Here is a 15,388-nt window from a genome sequence, read left to right on the forward strand (position 1 = left end):
GGCCACGGAGGCCACGGAGGCCACGGAGGCCACGGAGGCCACGGAGGCCACGGAGGCCACGGAGGCCACGGAGGCCACGGAGGCCACGGAGGCCACGGAGGCCACCGCCAGCCAGGTGGGCCGTGGCGCGCCCTCGTCCGGTGGGGCCCAAGGCTCGCGCGGGCTCACCGGACTGCCCCTGCGGCGGCTCATCGCACACCTCGCGCTCGTCCGCATCACCGACCCGCTCGCCGCGTTCGACTGCGACACCTGGGACGACATCGCCACGGCCCGCGCGCGGATCAGGGAGCATGGGCACGTGTTGGATGAATGGATTTCCGCAGTCAAGGACGAACTGGGCATCGAACTCGACGTCGACACCGGCATCCTGCTCGACCTCGCCCGCGACGCGGCGCACGGGGTGGCCCGGCCCGCGGCGCCCCTGACCACGTTCCTCGTCGGGTACGCGGCTGCCCTTGCCACAGCGGGCGGGGGCGGCCCGGAGGCCGTGGCGGAGGCCGCGCGCAAGGCGGCCGCGCTCGCCGTCCGGTGGGCGGACGAGGACCAGCCGGACGGGCCCGGTGCCGCGTCGGCCTCCGGCGCGGGTACGTCGACGCCGTCCGGCACACAGCCCGCTTCTGGTACGCCGAGTTCGTCCGGCGAGCAGGGCCCCTCCGACAAGCAGGGCCCCTCCGACAAGCAGGGCCCCTCCGGCAAGCAGGGCCCCTCCGGCAAGCAGGGCCCTTCCGGCAAGCAGGATCCCCCCGGTACGCAGGATCCCTCCGATACGCACGCGCCCAACGCGTCCCCCGGCGACCCCTCCGGCACGGAGCCGGACCCCCGATGAGCGGGCAGCACGCGGCCGACGCCGAGTTCGACGAGGCCCTCGCCCTGGTGAACGAGGACCGGGCCAGGACCGGGGCGGGCGCCGCCCGGCCGGACCACGCGGACCACTCAGGCGTCCCGGGCCACCCCCACCGTCGGGGCCACCCGGACGACCCGCACCACCAGGACGACCCGGAATCCGCACACGTACCCCCCGCAGCCCCCCGTACCCCGGGAACCCGGCGCAGCGCCCCCGCCGCACAATCCGACCCGCCCGACACCAGCGCCAACACCCCGTCCGACCCCCTCACCCCACCCGGCGGCTGGCCCCCCGCTCCCGGCGGCCACCCCACCGCCACCGGGCCCTGGCCCGACGCCTCCGCCCCTCCTCCCGCCCCGCCCGGCGCCCGCGCCGACGCCTCCGGCGACCGCAGCGCCGCCCCCGGCGGTCAGCCGACAGCCCCCGGCGACCGCCGCACCGCCCCAGGCGGCCAGCCGACAGCCCCCGGCGACCGCCGCACCGCCCCAGGCGGCCAGCCGACAGCCCCCGGCGGCCGCTCCACCACCCCAGGCGGCCACCCCTCACCCCCCGGCACCCCCCGCCCCACCCCGGGCGACCAACCCGCAGCCCCAGGCGGCAGCCGACCCAGCCCCCCGAGCAACGAGACCCACACCCCCCGGCCCCGCCCCAACACCCCCACCGCGCAGGCACCCACCCCCGCCAACACCCCACAACCCTCAGCCCCGAACCCCTCCGCACCCCCGAGGCCCCACACCCGCGCCACCCCCTGGCCAGATGCCCGTGCCCTCGCGCGCCGCGCCGGAGCCTCAACGGCCGCCCAGGCCACATCGACGCCCCCGCTCACCGGACCGTCGGCCGACCCCACCCCGCCCACCGCCCCCGCGGGAACCCCCCTCCCCCTCCCTCGAACCCTCGGCCGCACCCTCTCCACCCCCCTCACCGCCCTCACCGACCTCCCCTCCTTCGACACCTCCGCGATGGACGGGTGGGCCGTGGCGGGGCCGGGGCCCTGGGGGGTGCTGGACGAGGGGATTCTCGCGGGGCAGGGCAGTTCTGAGCCGCTGGGTGACGGGGAGGCCGTGCGGATCGCGACCGGGGCCCGGATCCCGCGCGACACGACCGCCGTGATCCGCAGCGAGCATGGGCATGTCGACGGCAAGGGACGGCTGCACGCGCAGCGGGAGGTCGTACCTGGGCAGGACATCCGGCCGCGCGGCCAGGAGTGCAGGGCGGGCGAACGGCTTCTGCCGCCCGGCACGCTCGTGACCCCGGCCGTGCTCGGCCTCGCCGCCGCCGCCGGATACGACGCGCTGTACGTCGCCGCCCGCCCCCGGGTCGAAGTCCTCGTCCTCGGAGACGAGTTGCTGACCAAGGGGCTGCCCCAGGACGGCCTCATCCGGGACGCGCTCGGGCCGATGCTGCCGCCGTGGCTGCGGGCCCTCGGTGCGGAGGTGACCGCGGTGCGGCGGCTCGGGGACGACGCCGAGGCGCTGTACGAAGCCCTCGCCACCTCCACGGCCGAGGTCCTCGTGACGACCGGAGGTACCGCGTCCGGGCCCGTCGACCACGTCCACCCCACGCTGCGCCGCCTCGGCGCCGAACTGCTCGTCGATGGGGTCGCCGTCCGCCCGGGCCACCCCATGCTGCTCGCCCGCCTCCCCTGCGGAGCGGAGGGGAAGGGCGGGGCGGACGGAGTCGACAGCGCGGGCGGGCGCCACCTCGTCGGGCTCCCCGGCAACCCCCTCGCCGCCGTCTCCGGCCTCCTCACCCTGGCCGAACCCCTGCTGCGCGGGCTCGCGAGCCGCCCCGCCCCGGAGCCGTACGCCGCGCCCCTGCGCGAGGACGTACACGGCCATCCGCACGACACCCGGCTCGTCCCGGTCACGCTGCGCGGGGAGTACGCCGTGCCGCTGCACTACAACGGCCCCGCGATGCTGCGGGGCATCGCTGTCGCCGACGGGCTCGCGGTGGTTCCGCCGGGTGGCGCGCGGCGGGGGCAGGAGTTGGAGATCCTTGATCTGCCCTGGACCGAACCGGGCGGCCTGCCCGGCGAGTTGGGTATCGGTGGCCCCGACGACGAGGTGTGTTTCACGTGAAACTTCCCGGCCATGACGCCATCGCGCGCCAAGCCGATGAGCATTTGGTGACGCATAGGGTCAAACTGCCCAGACGAGTGGTCGAGCGTCCGCTGGTCCAGGTCGGCAGGCGGCTGCTGATGGCGTTGTGCGTGCTGGCGCTGACGATCCTGATCGTGTGGATCGACCGCGAGGGCTACCACGACAACGCGAACAACGAGGTCGACCTCCTCGACGCCTCGTACTACGCCACCGTGACGCTCTCCACCACCGGATACGGCGACATCGTGCCGCACAGCGACAGCGCGCGGCTCACCAACATCGTGCTGATCACGCCGCTGCGCGTGCTCTTCCTGATCATCCTGGTCGGCACCACCCTGGAAGTGCTGACCGAACGCACCCGCGAAGAATGGCGGCTGTCCCGCTGGAGGTCCAACTTGCGTGACCACACCGTCGTCGTCGGCTTCGGCACCAAGGGCCGGTCGGCGGTGCAGACGCTGCAGGCGACCGGGTTGAAGCCCGAGCAGATCGTGATCGTCGACCCGAGCTCGAAGGTCGTCGACGCGGCCACGGCGGAGGGCTTCGCCGGGGTCGTCGGCGACGCGACCCGCAGCGATGTCCTGCTCCGCGCCGAACTGCAGCGCGCCCGCCAGATCATCATCGCCACCCAGCGCGACGACACGGCGGTCCTCGTCACGCTCACCGCGCGGCAGCTCAACCGCGGGGCAAAGATCGTGACGGCGGTGCGCGAGGAGGAGAACGCGCCGCTGCTGCGCCAGTCCGGCGCCGACGCGGTCATCACCAGCGCCAGCGCGGCGGGCCGACTGCTCGGCCTCTCGGTGCTCAGCCCCAGCGCGGGACTGGTCATGGAGGACCTGATCCAGCAGGGCAGCGGGCTCGACCTCGTCGAACGGCCGGTGATAAAGGCCGAGGTGGGACGGGGTGTGCGGGAGACGGACGACTTGGTCGTGAGTGTCGTACGCGGCCATCGGGTCCTTGGCTACGACGATCCGGCGATCGGCGAGCTGCAGTTGACGGACCGTCTGATCACCATCGTGCGGGCGTCGCCGACCCCGACGGTGGCGCCGCCCCCGGCCGCGACGGAGGCGTGGCGGTCACCCCGGCAGGGCTGAGCGTCGGCGACCGGGGCTGGGCGGAGTCGCGGGCGGCTTCGGAACGGGGCCGGGCGTGGGGCTGGGTGCGGGGCTGTGCATCGGCCCCCGCGTTGGGCTCGGCGTTGGGCTCGGCGTCGGCCCCGGAGTCGGGCTCGACGTCGGCCTCGGTATCGGGCTTGGCGTCGGCTCGGCCGGGACAAGCCGTGGCTCTCGCCCGCCCCGGAGTAGCCTCGCCCGCATGTATGCGATCACGATCCCCGAACCCGGCGGACCCGAGGCGCTTCAGTGGGCCGAGGTCCCCGATCCCGTACCCGGCGAGGGCGAAGTCCTCATCGATGTGGCCGCCAGTGCCGTGAACCGCGCCGACCTGCTGCAACGGCAGGGGTTCTACGATCCGCCGCCCGGCTCGTCCCCGTACCCCGGCCTGGAGTGCTCGGGCCGGATCGCCGCGCTCGGGCCCGGTGTCGCGGGCTGGTCGGTCGGCGACGAGGTGTGCGCGCTGCTGGCGGGCGGCGGGTACGCGGAGCGGGTCGCCGTGCCCGCCGGGCAGGTCCTGCCCGTGCCGGACGGCGTCGACCTCGTCACCGCGGCCGCGCTGCCGGAGGTCACCTCGACGGTCTGGTCGAACGTGTTCATGGTCGCCCACCTGCGCCCCGGCGAGACGCTCCTCGCGCACGGCGGCGCGAGCGGCATCGGCACCATGGCGATTCAGCTCGCGAAGGCCGTCGGCGCCAAGGTGGCGGTGACGGCGGGCGGCAAGGAGAAGCTGGCGTACTGCGGGGAGCTGGGCGCCGACGTGCTCATCGACTACCGCGAGCAGGACTTCGTCGAGGAGGTCAGGGCCGCCACGGACGGCGCCGGGGCGGATGTGATCCTGGACATCATGGGCGCCAAGTACCTGGACCGGAACGTGCGCGCCCTCGCCGTCAACGGCCGCCTCGCCATCATCGGCATGCAGGGCGGCGTGAAGGCCGAGCTGAACATCGCCACGCTCCTCGGCAAGCGCGGCGCCATCACCGCGACCTCCCTGCGCGGCCGCCCCGTGGCCGAGAAGACGGCGATCGTCGCGGCCGTACGCGAGCACGTCTGGCCCCTCATCGGCGCGGGCCAGGTCCGCCCGATCGTCGACCGCACCCTCCCGATGCGGGACGCCGCGGCGGCGCACCGGGTGCTCGAGGAGAGCGGGCACATCGGCAAGGTGCTCCTCGTGCGGGAGCAGCCGGGGACGGCCTGAGGATGCTGGGGACGGCCTGAGGGCGCCGGGGGCGAATGGCCCACCGCCGGTCCGGCCCCGCACCGGCGCGGGGCTGGCCCCTCGCCGGGGGCGCCCACTGCCGGGCCTCCCGCCTTGGGACCGGGGCTCCTGCCCCGGCCCCGGTCCCCCGGGGGACCGGTCCCACCCGAGATGCCGGATGCCGCACCTCATGTGACGCTGGCCGTACGCCCATTGATCCCGCCCGCGGCGCGGATCCGGGCGCTCTGCGATCTCGGCGAAGACCCGGCACCGGGAGGGGGCCAGCGCGGTGACTTCACGGCTGCGGGGTGCGCTGCGCGCGGCGGGACCACCGGTGCTGCTCGCGCTGCTGCTCCCCGCCGGACTCGGTACGTCGACGGCGTACGCGGCGCCTGCCGCTCCCGCCGTCCCTGCCACCCTGAAGGCGCCCGCCGCCCTCAACGCTCCCGAGGCCCTCACGGCTCCTGCCGCTCCCGAGGCCCCCACAGTTCCTGCCGCACCCACGGCAACCACGGCACCCCCCACCCCCACCACCCCGTCCCCCACCGCCTCCGCCCCCTACTACGGCACCGGCTCCCTCGCCGGAAATCGGGCGGGGGAAGGGCGGCTGCGGCCCGGGCGTGAGGAACCCGTGGCCGTGCCCGACCCCGCCGTCTGGCGGCCGCTGCCGCCCCCGCCCCGCGAGGTCCGCAGGCCCGAGCGCCCGCGGACGGCTCCCGTCGAGCCCGGCACGGCCGACGCGCCCCGGGAGCGGGCTGCCGAAGGGCCGGCGTTCCCCGGCCTGCGCGTCCTGCCGCTCGGCGGCGGGATGGTCCTGATCGGCCTGGGTCTCGGCTTCCTCGGACTGCGTCTGCGCCGTGGCTGAGCCAGGCGCGGCAGGGGCGGAACCACCCGGGCGCGGCCCGCCGGCCACCCCTCACCCGACCGGCGCAGTCCCGCCCGCGCGAGCCCCGCGCCCGCCCCGGTGGACAACACCCGCGTCCCCGTACACGGTGGATCATCTTCCGATGGGGGCACCACGGATGTGTGGACAACAGGTGCGAGAGAATGGCGGCATGGAGATGCCGAGGAACGAACGGTCGCCGGAGAACCCCCAGGTCCTGGTCGTGGGCCAGGACGGAATGGCTCTCGGTGGCGGAGACGACGAGTCCCGCGAGGTCCCGGTGACGGACATGGTCGAGCAGCCCGCGAAGGTCATGCGCATCGGCAGCATGATCAAGCAGCTTCTGGAAGAGGTGCGCGCCGCTCCTCTGGACGAGGCGAGCCGAGTGCGGCTCAAGGAGATCCACGCCAGCTCGGTGAAGGAGCTGGAGGACGGCCTCGCGCCCGAGCTCGTCGATGAGTTGGAGCGGCTTTCGCTGCCGTTCACCGAGGAGGCGACGCCGAGCGACGCGGAACTGCGGATCGCGCAGGCCCAGTTGGTGGGCTGGCTCGAGGGCCTCTTCCACGGCATCCAGACGACGCTGTTCGCCCAGCAGATGGCCGCGCGGGCCCAGTTGGAGCAGATGCGCCGGGCGCTGCCGCCGGGTGTGGGCGGCGGCGAGGACGGCGAGGACGGCGGCATCGCGGGCCGCAGCGGCGGCCCGTACCTCTAGGACGTCGAGGACCTCCAGGACGTCGAGGACCTCCAGGACGTCGAAGACCTCCAGGGCTTCTGGGCCTTGTGAGGCACAGTTCGTAGCGCGAAGGGGCCCGGCACACAGGACGTGTGCCGGGCCCCTTTCGTACGCGTGCCGATGGAGGGCTGTACGCGTGCCCCATGGGCTCAGCCCCACGTCGTACCGGCAGGCTCCTTGATCGTCGTGTTGATGCGGTTGAACAGGTTCGTCACGCCGATGACGAGGATCAGGGCGGACAGCTCCCGCTCGTCGAAGTGGTCGGCGACCTCGTCCCACAGCTCGTCAGGGACGGACTCGGTGGAGCGGTCGGCGAGCCGGGTGACGTTCTCGGTCAGGGCGAGGGCGGCGCGCTCGGCGTCCGTGAAGAAGGGGGCGTCGCGCCAGGCGGCCACGGCGGCGATCCGCTCCGTGCCGGTCCCGGCCTTGACGAGGTTCTCGGTGTGGCTGTGGACGCAGGCGCCGCAGCCGTTGATCTGGCTGGCCCGCAGGCCCACGATCTCCTGGAGCTCGTGGGGGAGGCCGCTGTCGCCGATGGCCTTGAAGAGGGTGCCGATGCCCTTGATGCCGTCGGGGAGGACGAAAGCCGGGTTCTTCATACGTGCCTGCATGGTCGTTTCCTTATGTGTGAGGAGCGGATGTGGAGGGGTGTGGACGCTGGTGTACGTGTACGTGGTGGCTGTGGCCCGGTCGGTGCCTCGCCGCCCTGCTTCACTTCACTGACGGAGGGCGCGAGGCGAATGTGACCGGTGCGGGGAAAAAGTTTTTGTGGCCTCGGGGCGGGGGCCCGCGCCCCCTCACCCCGCCCCGTGTCACCCCGCCCCGCATCACCCCGCCACCGCGATCCCGACCAGCGCGAGCGCCGACCCGGCGAACACCACCGCGTGCCGGATGTTCTGCAGGACCGTCACCCAGCCGGGGAACGCGCCCTCGGCGGCCTTGAGGAACGCGGCCACGTCGATGCGGGCGAGCACGGGGTCTCCCTTGCGCCGGAAGGCGGTCTCGACGGAGCGGGTCGCGGTCAGGTTGCTGTGCAGGATCAGGGCGTTCATGGCGATGACGAGGGACTGGAGGACCCAGGTCAGCGGGTGGGACCAGCCGTGGTCCGCGAGGTTGGGTCTCCTTGCGGGACGTGTGGGTGGGGGGACGGGCCCCGCGGCGATGAATTGAACTAAGTACAGGAAGACCGTAGGGCACGACTTGAACTAAGTGCAATAGAGTCCTGCACTTAGTTCAATAAACCTGCTCCTGAACTTTGTGCGAGAAGGAGCGCGGGCCTAAGGTCGGTCCATGCCGCGCCACACGCTGACCAAGGACCAGATCATCAGGACGGCCGTCGAGCTGCTCGACGACGAGGGCCTGGAAGGCCTGAACATGCGCAGCCTCGGCAAGCGCCTCGACTCGGCGGCGACCGCGGTGTACTGGCACGTCAAGAACAAGGACGACCTGGTCCAGCTCGTCGGCGACGAGGTGTGGAACGAGATCGAGCTGGCCGACCCGGCCGCCGTCGGCTGGCGGGCGGCGGTCACCTCGATGGCCGTCGGGCTGCGCGACATGTGCACGCGCCACCCGTGGCTGGTGCAGGCCTTCGGCTCGTACCTGTTCTACGGCCCCGCGAAGGCCCGGTACGACGACCACTGCCTGGCCGTCCACGAGGGCGCGGGCTTCACCGGCGCGGAGGCGGACCGGGCCGCGGCGGGCGTCTTCACCTTCGTCCTCGGCAACGTCCTGGGCACCGCCGCCACCGCCTCCCTCACCCGCCGCCTGAGCCGCGACGACGGCGACCCGGCCCAACGCCTCGCGGACTTCATGACGAAGGCCCGCGAGGTGGCCGAGGCCTACCCCCGCCTACGCACCCGCCTGGAAACCCCCGCAGCCGAATTCGGCGCGACCCCCGAGGACACCTTCACCCACGGCCTCCACACCCTCCTCGACGGCTACGAGAACCAACTCACCGCACGCCGCGCCTCCTGAACCCGGGCGGCGGCCCGGATGCGACGACGGGGCCCGGTACGCGTATCGCGTGCCGGGCCCCGTGAGTGCCTCAGGCCGAAGGCGTGGTCAGGCCGGGTCGCCCGACGAGATGTCGAACTGGATGTCCACGTTCTTCGGGTCGATGTCCTCGCCCGCCTTGGGCACGGTCCGCATGACCGTGTCCTTGCCGTACGTGTTCTCGTCGACCTCGTTCTTGTCGTAGTGCCAGCCGGCCGCCTGCAGGCAGCTCAGCACCGAACGCCAGTCCTTGAAGGCGAACTCCGGCATCTTGATCTTGTCCGGGTCGTTGTACGCGGTGTCCGGCTCGGTGCACACGGTCTTTTCGACCGTCCTGGTGCGGTCCGGACCCCGGTGGCCCGCCACCGGCTTCTTGGATTCCTTGCCCTCGTTGCCGTCGTCGCCCCCGCCGTTCAGGGCGACCGCCGCGATGACGCCGCCGATGGCGAGGAGGGCCACGACGATCGAGCCGACGATCACCGGCATGTTGCGCTTGCGGCCGCCGGAGCCGCCGCTGGGGGACGGGGCGGTGGTCGCGGGCTGGGGGGAGAGGTTGTAGGGGGGCGGGGTCTGAGCGGCCTGGGGGGCGTAGGCGTTGGTGGGGGCCGGGGTCTGGTAGCCCGGCTGGGGGTAGCCGTAGCCCGGGGTGGGGGTCGGGGCGGGGGTCGCGGGGCCGTAGGGGCCCGGCTGGTACGGGGTCTGGACGCCGCCCGCGGCGGGCGCGGCCGTGTCGACCGGCGGGAACACCGCGGAGCCGACGCCCGCGCCGCTCGCGGTCTGGGCGCCCGGCACGATGTTGGGGGCCTGGGAAAGAGGGGCCTGGAACGACTGGGCGACGCGCAGGCACTCGTCGCGCATCGCCTCGGCGGTCGGGAAGCGCTCGTTCGGGTTCTTCTTCAGCGCGCGGGCGACGATCGCGTCGATCGCGGGCGGAAGCGAACGGTTGATCGAGGAGGGAGCGACCGGCTCCTCCTGGACGTGTGCGTACGCGATGGCCAGCGGGGAGTCCGCCTCGAAGGGGAGGCGTCCGGTCACCAGCTGGAAGAGCATGATGCCGACGGAGTAGAGGTCGGAGCGCGCGTCGACGCCGCGGCCGAGGGCCTGCTCCGGGGAGAGGTACTGCGGGGTGCCGACGACCATGCCGGTCTGGGTCATCGACGTGACGCCGGACTGCATGGCGCGGGCGATGCCGAAGTCCATGACCTTGACGACGTTGCGCTTGGTCATCATCACGTTGCCGGGCTTGATGTCGCGGTGGACCAGGCCCATCTCGTGGCTGATCTCCAGGGCCGCGAGCACATCGGCGGTGATCTTCAGGGCCTGGTCGCTGGGCATCGCGCCGTACTGGTGGATCGCCGCGTCCAGGACCGAGCCGAGCGGCTTGCCCTCGACGTACTCCATGACGATGTACGGCATCGTCGCGCCACCGAGATCGTCCTCGCCGGTGTCGAAGACCGACACGATGTTGGTGTGCGTGAGCTTGGCCACGGACTGCGCCTCGCGGCGGAAGCGCTCGCGGAAGGACTGCTCACGACCCAGCTCCGTGTGGAGTGTCTTGATCGCGACCTGTCGGTCGAGCACCGTGTCGTACGCGAGGTGGACCGAGGCCATGCCGCCCTCGCCGAGCAGATCGCGCAGCTGATAGCGGCCACCGGCCAGTGAACTGCCCGCGTACCGGCCCTGAGCGCCGTCCTGGCTCATGTCGTGCGTCCCCCATCGGCGCGGGCGCGAGACGGCGCCGCTGCTGTGACTGTGACTATGGGTGCGATCGACGATGTCTTTTCGACTGTGATCGATCCGCTATTCCTGGCCAAGTCTGCCCGAGGGCCCCGACACGTCAAGCTCGGTGCCCGTTCCGTGACCGTACGCGCAAGAAGAGTCTCGGAAGCGTTACAAGTTTGCCCCTCGGGGCGCCCGGCGGGTTTGATGGCCGGTCCGGCTCGGACCGGCGGGCCCCGCGAAGGCTGTAGCGTGGCACGGCGGAGTACCCCGTACCGCTCTATCACGTATCCGGTACACGCTCCTCACACGACGGACCACGATCAGAAACGACGGCGAGGACTGATGGCACAGACGCAGCGCGCTCAGGGCCCGTCCGACCCCGAGGCGTCTGGCGGCGGTATGTCGGATGTGCCCGAGATGTGGGGCAATGGCGGGCTCGTCGGGGACGGCCGGTACCGGCTCACCCGCAGGCTCGGCCGCGGTGGCATGGCCGAGGTGTTCGCCGCCGAGGACGTCCGCCTCGGTCGTACGGTCGCGGTCAAGCTGCTGCGCTCCGACCTCGCCGAGGACCCGGTCTCCAAGGCCCGCTTCACGCGCGAGGCCCAGTCGGTGGCCGGACTGAACCACCACGCGGTCGTCGGGGTCTACGACTCCGGCGAGGACAACATCAACGGCAACTCCGTGCCGTACATCGTGATGGAGCTGGTCGAGGGCCGCACCATCCGCGATCTGCTGATCAACGCGGAGGCGCCGGGCCCCGAGCAGGCCCTGATCATCGTCTCCGGTGTCCTCGAGGCGCTCGCGTACTCCCACCAGCACGGCATCGTGCACCGCGACATCAAGCCCGCGAACGTCAGCATCACCCATACCGGTTCCGTGAAGGTGATGGACTTCGGCATCGCGCGCGCCCTGCACGGGGCGCAGTCGACGATGACGCAGACCGGCATGGTCATGGGCACGCCGCAGTACCTCTCGCCGGAGCAGGCGCTCGGCAAGGCCGTCGACCACCGCAGCGACCTGTACGCGACCGGCTGTCTGCTCTACGAACTGCTCGCGCTGCGGCCGCCGTTCACCGGTGAGACCCCGCTGTCCGTGGTCTACCAGCACGTCCAGGACGTTCCCGTGCCGCCCTCGGAGGTCTCCGACGCGGCGCCGCCGGAACTCGACGGGCTCGTCATGCGTTCTCTCGCCAAGGACCCGGACGACCGCTTCCAGACCGCCGAGGAGATGCGCGGTCTCGTCCAGTACGGCCTGCAGATGCTCGCCGAGCAGGGCAGCCACACCGGGACCTGGAACACCGGGCCGGTCGAGCTGGCCGGTATGCACGAGGGCGGCCACACCCCGGCGATGGGCGTCGCCGGTACGGCCGCCATGCCGCACCCCGGCGACTCCGGTACGCAGGCGATCCCCGGGCCGATGCTGCGGCCGCCGGGCGGCGACGACGGCGGCTTCGACGGCGGTCACCGGGACGGTGGCCGGGGGCGTGGGCGCGGCAAGGTGTGGATCCTCGCCGTGCTCGCCGTCATCGCGATCGTCGCGGGCGTCGCCTTCGCGCTGTCCGCGGCGGACGACAAGAGCAACAAGAAGGACAAGTCTCCTACGACTCCCTCGACCAAGCAGTCGCAGGAGAAGTCGCCCAGCAAGAGCAAGGAAGAGGAGACCCCCGACGGGGCCACTCAGCCCGGCGGGGACGGGAGCGGTGGGCAGACCGGCGACTGGACGCGCCCGCCCACGCAGGACACGCAGCAGCCCACGAAGCCGACCGATCCGCCCACGGACCCGACGGACCCGCCGACCGACCCGACGGACCCGCCCACGGACCCGACGGACCCGCCGACCGACCCGACGGACCCGGCCACCGAGCCGACGGATCCGACCGATCCGACGGATGACGGGGGCAACAACGAGGGCGCCGCTCAGGGCGGCGAGGGCGACACGGAGTAGGCGGACCAACTGCCCACGGGGGCGGCGGCACGCGTGAGCGTGTGGACCTTCGCGAGCTGTGGCTCTATCCGGAGGTACACCGGGTCGAAGAGGTCGCCGTCCACGTAGTGGGGGGTCGGGCCGAAGAGTTCCAGCTCGCCGGTGGTGGGGGTGAAGGTCTCGCACATGCCGACGAACTGGACCGTCCACTGGCCTTCGCGGGCCGTCTCGGTGGAGAGGTTGTCGGCGCCGTACGCGACCACGCTGCCCACACACGCCTGGTGGTAGCCGAAGCCCCGGTGCATGCGCAGCAGGATGCGGCCGTCGACCACCACGTGCCGGGCCACCGCAAGGAAGGGCAGCGCGCGCATGCTGGTCGCCACCCTGCCGTAGTCCGTGCGCCGCAGCAGGTCGTAGGCGAGCTGTTCTTCGGTCGGCATTCCCCCACCCTGCGTCAGCGGCCCGCGCCGGAAGAAGAGCCCCCCGCCCCTCAAGAGGGGGCCATAAGTCCCGTGTAAGGCTGCCCTCCGGGGCGCCCGTGCGGGCAGTCGGGGCGCCCGTGCGGGCAGTCGGGGGGTCCGGCGGGGCAGACAGGGGCCCGGTGGGGTCGGACAGGGGGCGGGGCGGTCAGCGCCGCTCGGCCTGCATCCGGGCCACGTACGCCGCCGCCTGCGACCTGCGCTCCATGCCGAGCTTGGACAGCAGGCTGGAGACGTAATTCTTGATCGTCTTTTCGGCGAGATGCAGTCGCTCGCCGATGGCGCGGTTGGTCAGGCCCTCGCCGATCAGGTCCAGGATCTTGCGTTCCTGTTCCGTCAGGTTCGCGAGCCGGTCGTCGCCCTTGGGGTTCTTGCCGTCGCGCAGCCGCTCCAGGACGCGGGCCGTGGCGACCGGGTCGAGCAGGGACTTTCCGGCGGCGACATCGCGCACCGCGGAGAGGAGTTCATTGCCGCGAATGGCTTTGAGGACATAGCCGGAAGCACCGGCCATGATGGCGTCGAAGAGGGCTTCGTCGTCGGCGAACGACGTGAGCATCAGGCATTTGATGTCATCGCTCTGGGAACGGATCTCACGGCACACCTCGACCCCGCTGCCGTCGGGAAGCCGCACGTCAAGGACCGCTACATCAGGCCGCGTGGCCGGAATCCGCACGAGTGCGTCCGCCGCCGTGCCGGCCTCGCCGACCACCTCGATGTCGGACTCCACGGAGAGCAGTTCGTGGACTCCGCGGCGCACGACTTCGTGATCGTCGAGCAGGAATACGGTGATTTTTCCTTCTTCGCGCACCCTGCCAGTGTCACACATCAACTCTTCCCGTGCCCGGGGTGCCCGGGATAACGTGCCGGTGTTCCGGCCCCCTGCCAGGCTGTGATCAGTGCTGTGACCAGGCTGTGTTTCCGCTCTTCTCGATTTAGTTGGATTTCCTAGCGGGATTTACTTGGAAATCCAAGCAAAATTGCAGGTCAGGCGGGGTTTCACAGTTTTGGTACGCACTGGGTAACGTGCTTGGAGAAGGGCGCTCGCCGGAGCAACTGTCACGCCTTGTCCCGGCTGAGCCGCACCCACCCCGTGCGACGGGCTGGAATCGGGCGAGCCGTACTGGCCTCCCGGTGGACCCCGGGGGCCGGACCGACGGAGGAGCACACGTGACCGTGGAAAGCACCGCCGCGCGCACACCGCGCCGCGCAAGCAGCGGCGGCAAGCGCGCCAGTGCGAGCGCCAAGAAGACCGCGAGCCCGGGCAAGGGCGCCGCGCAGGGCAAGGACGCCGCCCAGGGCGGCGAGCCGGAGCTCGTACAGCTGCTGACGCCCGAGGGCCGGCGGGTCGAGAACTCCGAGTACGACCGCTACGTCGCGGACCTCACGCCGGAGGACCTCCGTGTCCTGTACCGGGACATGGTCCTCACCCGCCGCTTCGACGCGGAGGCCGTCACGCTGCAGCGACAGGGCGAGCTGGGCCTGTGGCCGTCGCTGCTCGGCCAGGAGGCCGCGCAGGTCGGATCGGGCCGCGCGACCCGGGCGGACGACTATGTCTTCCCCACCTACCGTGAGCACGGCGTGGCCTGGTGCAAGGGCGTCGACCCGACGCTGCTCCTCGGCATGTTCCGCGGCGTGAACAACGGCGGCTGGGACCCCAACACCAACGGCTTCCAGCTGTACACGATCGTCATCGGCTCGCAGACGCTGCACGCCACGGGCTACGCGATGGGCGTGGCCAAGGACGGCGCCGACAGCGCGGTGGTGGCGTACTTCGGCGACGGCGCCACCAGCCAGGGCGACGTGGCCGAGGCGTTCACGTTCTCCGCCGTCTACAACGCCCCCGTGGTGTTCTTCTGCCAGAACAACCAGTGGGCGATCTCCGAGCCGACCGAGAAGCAGAGCCGGGTGCCGCTGTACCAGCGCGCGCAGGGCTACGGCTTCCCCGGCGTCCGCGTCGACGGCAACGACGTGCTCGCCTGTCTCGCGGTCACCAAGTGGGCCCTGGAGCGGGCGCGCGGTGGTGAAGGACCGGCGCTCATCGAGGCGTTCACGTACCGCATGGGCGCCCACACGACCTCGGACGACCCGACGCGCTACCGGCGCGACGAGGAGCGCGAGGCGTGGGAGGCCAAGGACCCGATCCAGCGGCTGCGGGTGTACCTGGAGGCCGAAGGTCACGCGGATGAGGGATTCTTCGCGGAACTCGAGGCCGAGAGTGAGACGTTGGGCAAGCGAGTGCGGGACGTGGTGCGGACGATGCCCGACCCCGAGCCGATGTCGATCTTCGAGAACATCTACGCCGACGGGCACGCGCTCGTGGACGAGGAGCGCGCCCAGTTCGCCGCCTACCAGGCGTCGTTCGCGGACGCACCTGTGAACGCCGCCACTGGCGGGGAGGTCAAGTAG

14 protein-coding genes are annotated in these 15,388 nt (G+C 72.2%); 9 read left to right on the top strand and 5 right to left on the bottom strand.

Annotated features, from left to right (window positions below):
* From ACZ6AA_RS13635 to ACZ6AA_RS13660, 6 genes are all read left to right on the top strand, one after another.
* Positions 1–826: DUF6457 domain-containing protein (locus tag ACZ6AA_RS13635; protein WP_471458051.1), on the top strand; the 826-nt coding region annotated here is incomplete at its 5' end.
* Positions 823–2,922, top strand: a complete 2,100-nt coding sequence (locus ACZ6AA_RS13640) for a molybdopterin molybdotransferase MoeA (RefSeq protein WP_471458053.1) — start codon at positions 823–825, stop codon at positions 2,920–2,922. The genes ACZ6AA_RS13635 and ACZ6AA_RS13640, both read left to right, overlap by 4 nt.
* Positions 2,919–4,034, top strand: a complete 1,116-nt coding sequence (locus ACZ6AA_RS13645) for a potassium channel family protein (protein WP_468454052.1) — start codon at positions 2,919–2,921, stop codon at positions 4,032–4,034. The genes ACZ6AA_RS13640 and ACZ6AA_RS13645 overlap by 4 nt, the downstream gene beginning before the upstream one ends.
* Before the next feature lie 220 nt (positions 4,035–4,254).
* Positions 4,255–5,250 (top strand): NAD(P)H-quinone oxidoreductase, encoded by a 996-nt coding sequence (locus ACZ6AA_RS13650; RefSeq protein ID WP_471458055.1) that lies wholly within the window; start codon positions 4,255–4,257, stop codon positions 5,248–5,250.
* A gap of 289 nt (positions 5,251–5,539) precedes the next feature.
* Complete coding sequence (locus ACZ6AA_RS13655; RefSeq protein ID WP_468481571.1) at positions 5,540–6,115, top strand: hypothetical protein; 576 nt, start codon at positions 5,540–5,542, stop codon at positions 6,113–6,115.
* Positions 6,116–6,305: 190 nt separating this feature from the next.
* Positions 6,306–6,845, top strand: coding sequence for a bacterial proteasome activator family protein (locus tag ACZ6AA_RS13660; RefSeq protein WP_468454058.1), 540 nt, complete (start codon positions 6,306–6,308; stop codon positions 6,843–6,845).
* A gap of 170 nt (positions 6,846–7,015) precedes the next feature.
* Here ACZ6AA_RS13660 and ACZ6AA_RS13665 read toward each other — a convergent pair whose 3' ends face one another.
* Together ACZ6AA_RS13665 and ACZ6AA_RS13670 are read right to left on the bottom strand one after the other, a co-directional pair.
* Positions 7,016–7,477: a carboxymuconolactone decarboxylase family protein gene (locus ACZ6AA_RS13665; RefSeq protein WP_468454060.1), complete on the bottom strand. Its 462-nt coding sequence runs from the start codon at positions 7,475–7,477 to the stop codon at positions 7,016–7,018.
* Between the two features lie 216 nt (positions 7,478–7,693).
* Positions 7,694–7,918 carry a hypothetical protein gene (locus ACZ6AA_RS13670; protein WP_468454062.1) on the bottom strand — a complete coding sequence of 75 codons (225 nt, stop codon included), beginning with the start codon at positions 7,916–7,918 and terminating at the stop codon, positions 7,694–7,696.
* 238 nt (positions 7,919–8,156) lie between these two features.
* Between ACZ6AA_RS13670 and ACZ6AA_RS13675 the strand changes: the two genes are divergently transcribed.
* Entirely contained in the window at positions 8,157–8,840 is a 684-nt protein-coding gene (locus ACZ6AA_RS13675; RefSeq protein ID WP_468454064.1) for a TetR/AcrR family transcriptional regulator C-terminal domain-containing protein, read from the top strand.
* Between the two features lie 87 nt (positions 8,841–8,927).
* Here the strand turns inward: ACZ6AA_RS13675 and ACZ6AA_RS13680 are convergent, their stop codons facing one another.
* On the bottom strand, positions 8,928–10,559 hold the full coding sequence (locus ACZ6AA_RS13680) for a protein kinase domain-containing protein (protein ID WP_468454066.1): 1,632 nt from the start codon (positions 10,557–10,559) through the stop codon (positions 8,928–8,930).
* A 363-nt stretch (positions 10,560–10,922) separates the two neighbouring features.
* Here ACZ6AA_RS13680 and ACZ6AA_RS13685 point away from each other — a divergent pair, with 363 nt between their 5' ends.
* Positions 10,923–12,524: a protein kinase domain-containing protein gene (locus ACZ6AA_RS13685; RefSeq protein WP_468454068.1), complete on the top strand. Its 1,602-nt coding sequence runs from the start codon at positions 10,923–10,925 to the stop codon at positions 12,522–12,524.
* On the opposite strand, the gene ACZ6AA_RS13690 is transcribed toward ACZ6AA_RS13685, so the two are convergent.
* Together ACZ6AA_RS13690 and ACZ6AA_RS13695 are read right to left on the bottom strand one after the other, a co-directional pair.
* Positions 12,497–12,943, bottom strand: a complete 447-nt coding sequence (locus ACZ6AA_RS13690) for a pyridoxamine 5'-phosphate oxidase family protein (protein ID WP_468454070.1) — start codon at positions 12,941–12,943, stop codon at positions 12,497–12,499. The two genes, ACZ6AA_RS13685 and ACZ6AA_RS13690, sit on opposite strands and share 28 nt — an antisense overlap.
* 187 nt (positions 12,944–13,130) lie before the next feature.
* On the bottom strand, positions 13,131–13,790 hold the full coding sequence (locus ACZ6AA_RS13695; RefSeq protein ID WP_030362322.1) for a response regulator: 660 nt from the start codon (positions 13,788–13,790) through the stop codon (positions 13,131–13,133).
* Between the two features lie 359 nt (positions 13,791–14,149).
* Here ACZ6AA_RS13695 and pdhA point away from each other — a divergent pair, with 359 nt between their 5' ends.
* On the top strand, positions 14,150–15,388 hold the full coding sequence (gene pdhA, locus ACZ6AA_RS13700) for a pyruvate dehydrogenase (acetyl-transferring) E1 component subunit alpha (RefSeq protein ID WP_468454072.1): 1,239 nt from the start codon (positions 14,150–14,152) through the stop codon (positions 15,386–15,388).

Source organism: Streptomyces sp. NPDC040610 (genome assembly GCF_055594065.1).

Bases quoted from the DNA above. Each gene is read 5' to 3' on its own strand.
- ACZ6AA_RS13640 (WP_471458053.1), top strand. From the start codon at position 823: ATGAGCGGGCAGCACGCGGCCGACGCCGAGTTCGACGAGGCCCTCGCC.
- ACZ6AA_RS13650 (WP_471458055.1), top strand. From the start codon at position 4,255: ATGTATGCGATCACGATCCCCGAACCCGGCGGACCCGAGGCGCTTCAG.
- ACZ6AA_RS13660 (WP_468454058.1), top strand. From the start codon at position 6,306: ATGGAGATGCCGAGGAACGAACGGTCGCCGGAGAACCCCCAGGTCCTG.
- ACZ6AA_RS13665 (WP_468454060.1), bottom strand. From the start codon at position 7,477: ATGCAGGCACGTATGAAGAACCCGGCTTTCGTCCTCCCCGACGGCATC.
- ACZ6AA_RS13670 (WP_468454062.1), bottom strand. From the start codon at position 7,918: ATGAACGCCCTGATCCTGCACAGCAACCTGACCGCGACCCGCTCCGTC.
- ACZ6AA_RS13675 (WP_468454064.1), top strand. From the start codon at position 8,157: ATGCCGCGCCACACGCTGACCAAGGACCAGATCATCAGGACGGCCGTC.
- ACZ6AA_RS13680 (WP_468454066.1), bottom strand. From the start codon at position 10,559: ATGAGCCAGGACGGCGCTCAGGGCCGGTACGCGGGCAGTTCACTGGCC.
- ACZ6AA_RS13685 (WP_468454068.1), top strand. From the start codon at position 10,923: ATGGCACAGACGCAGCGCGCTCAGGGCCCGTCCGACCCCGAGGCGTCT.
- ACZ6AA_RS13690 (WP_468454070.1), bottom strand. From the start codon at position 12,943: ATGCCGACCGAAGAACAGCTCGCCTACGACCTGCTGCGGCGCACGGAC.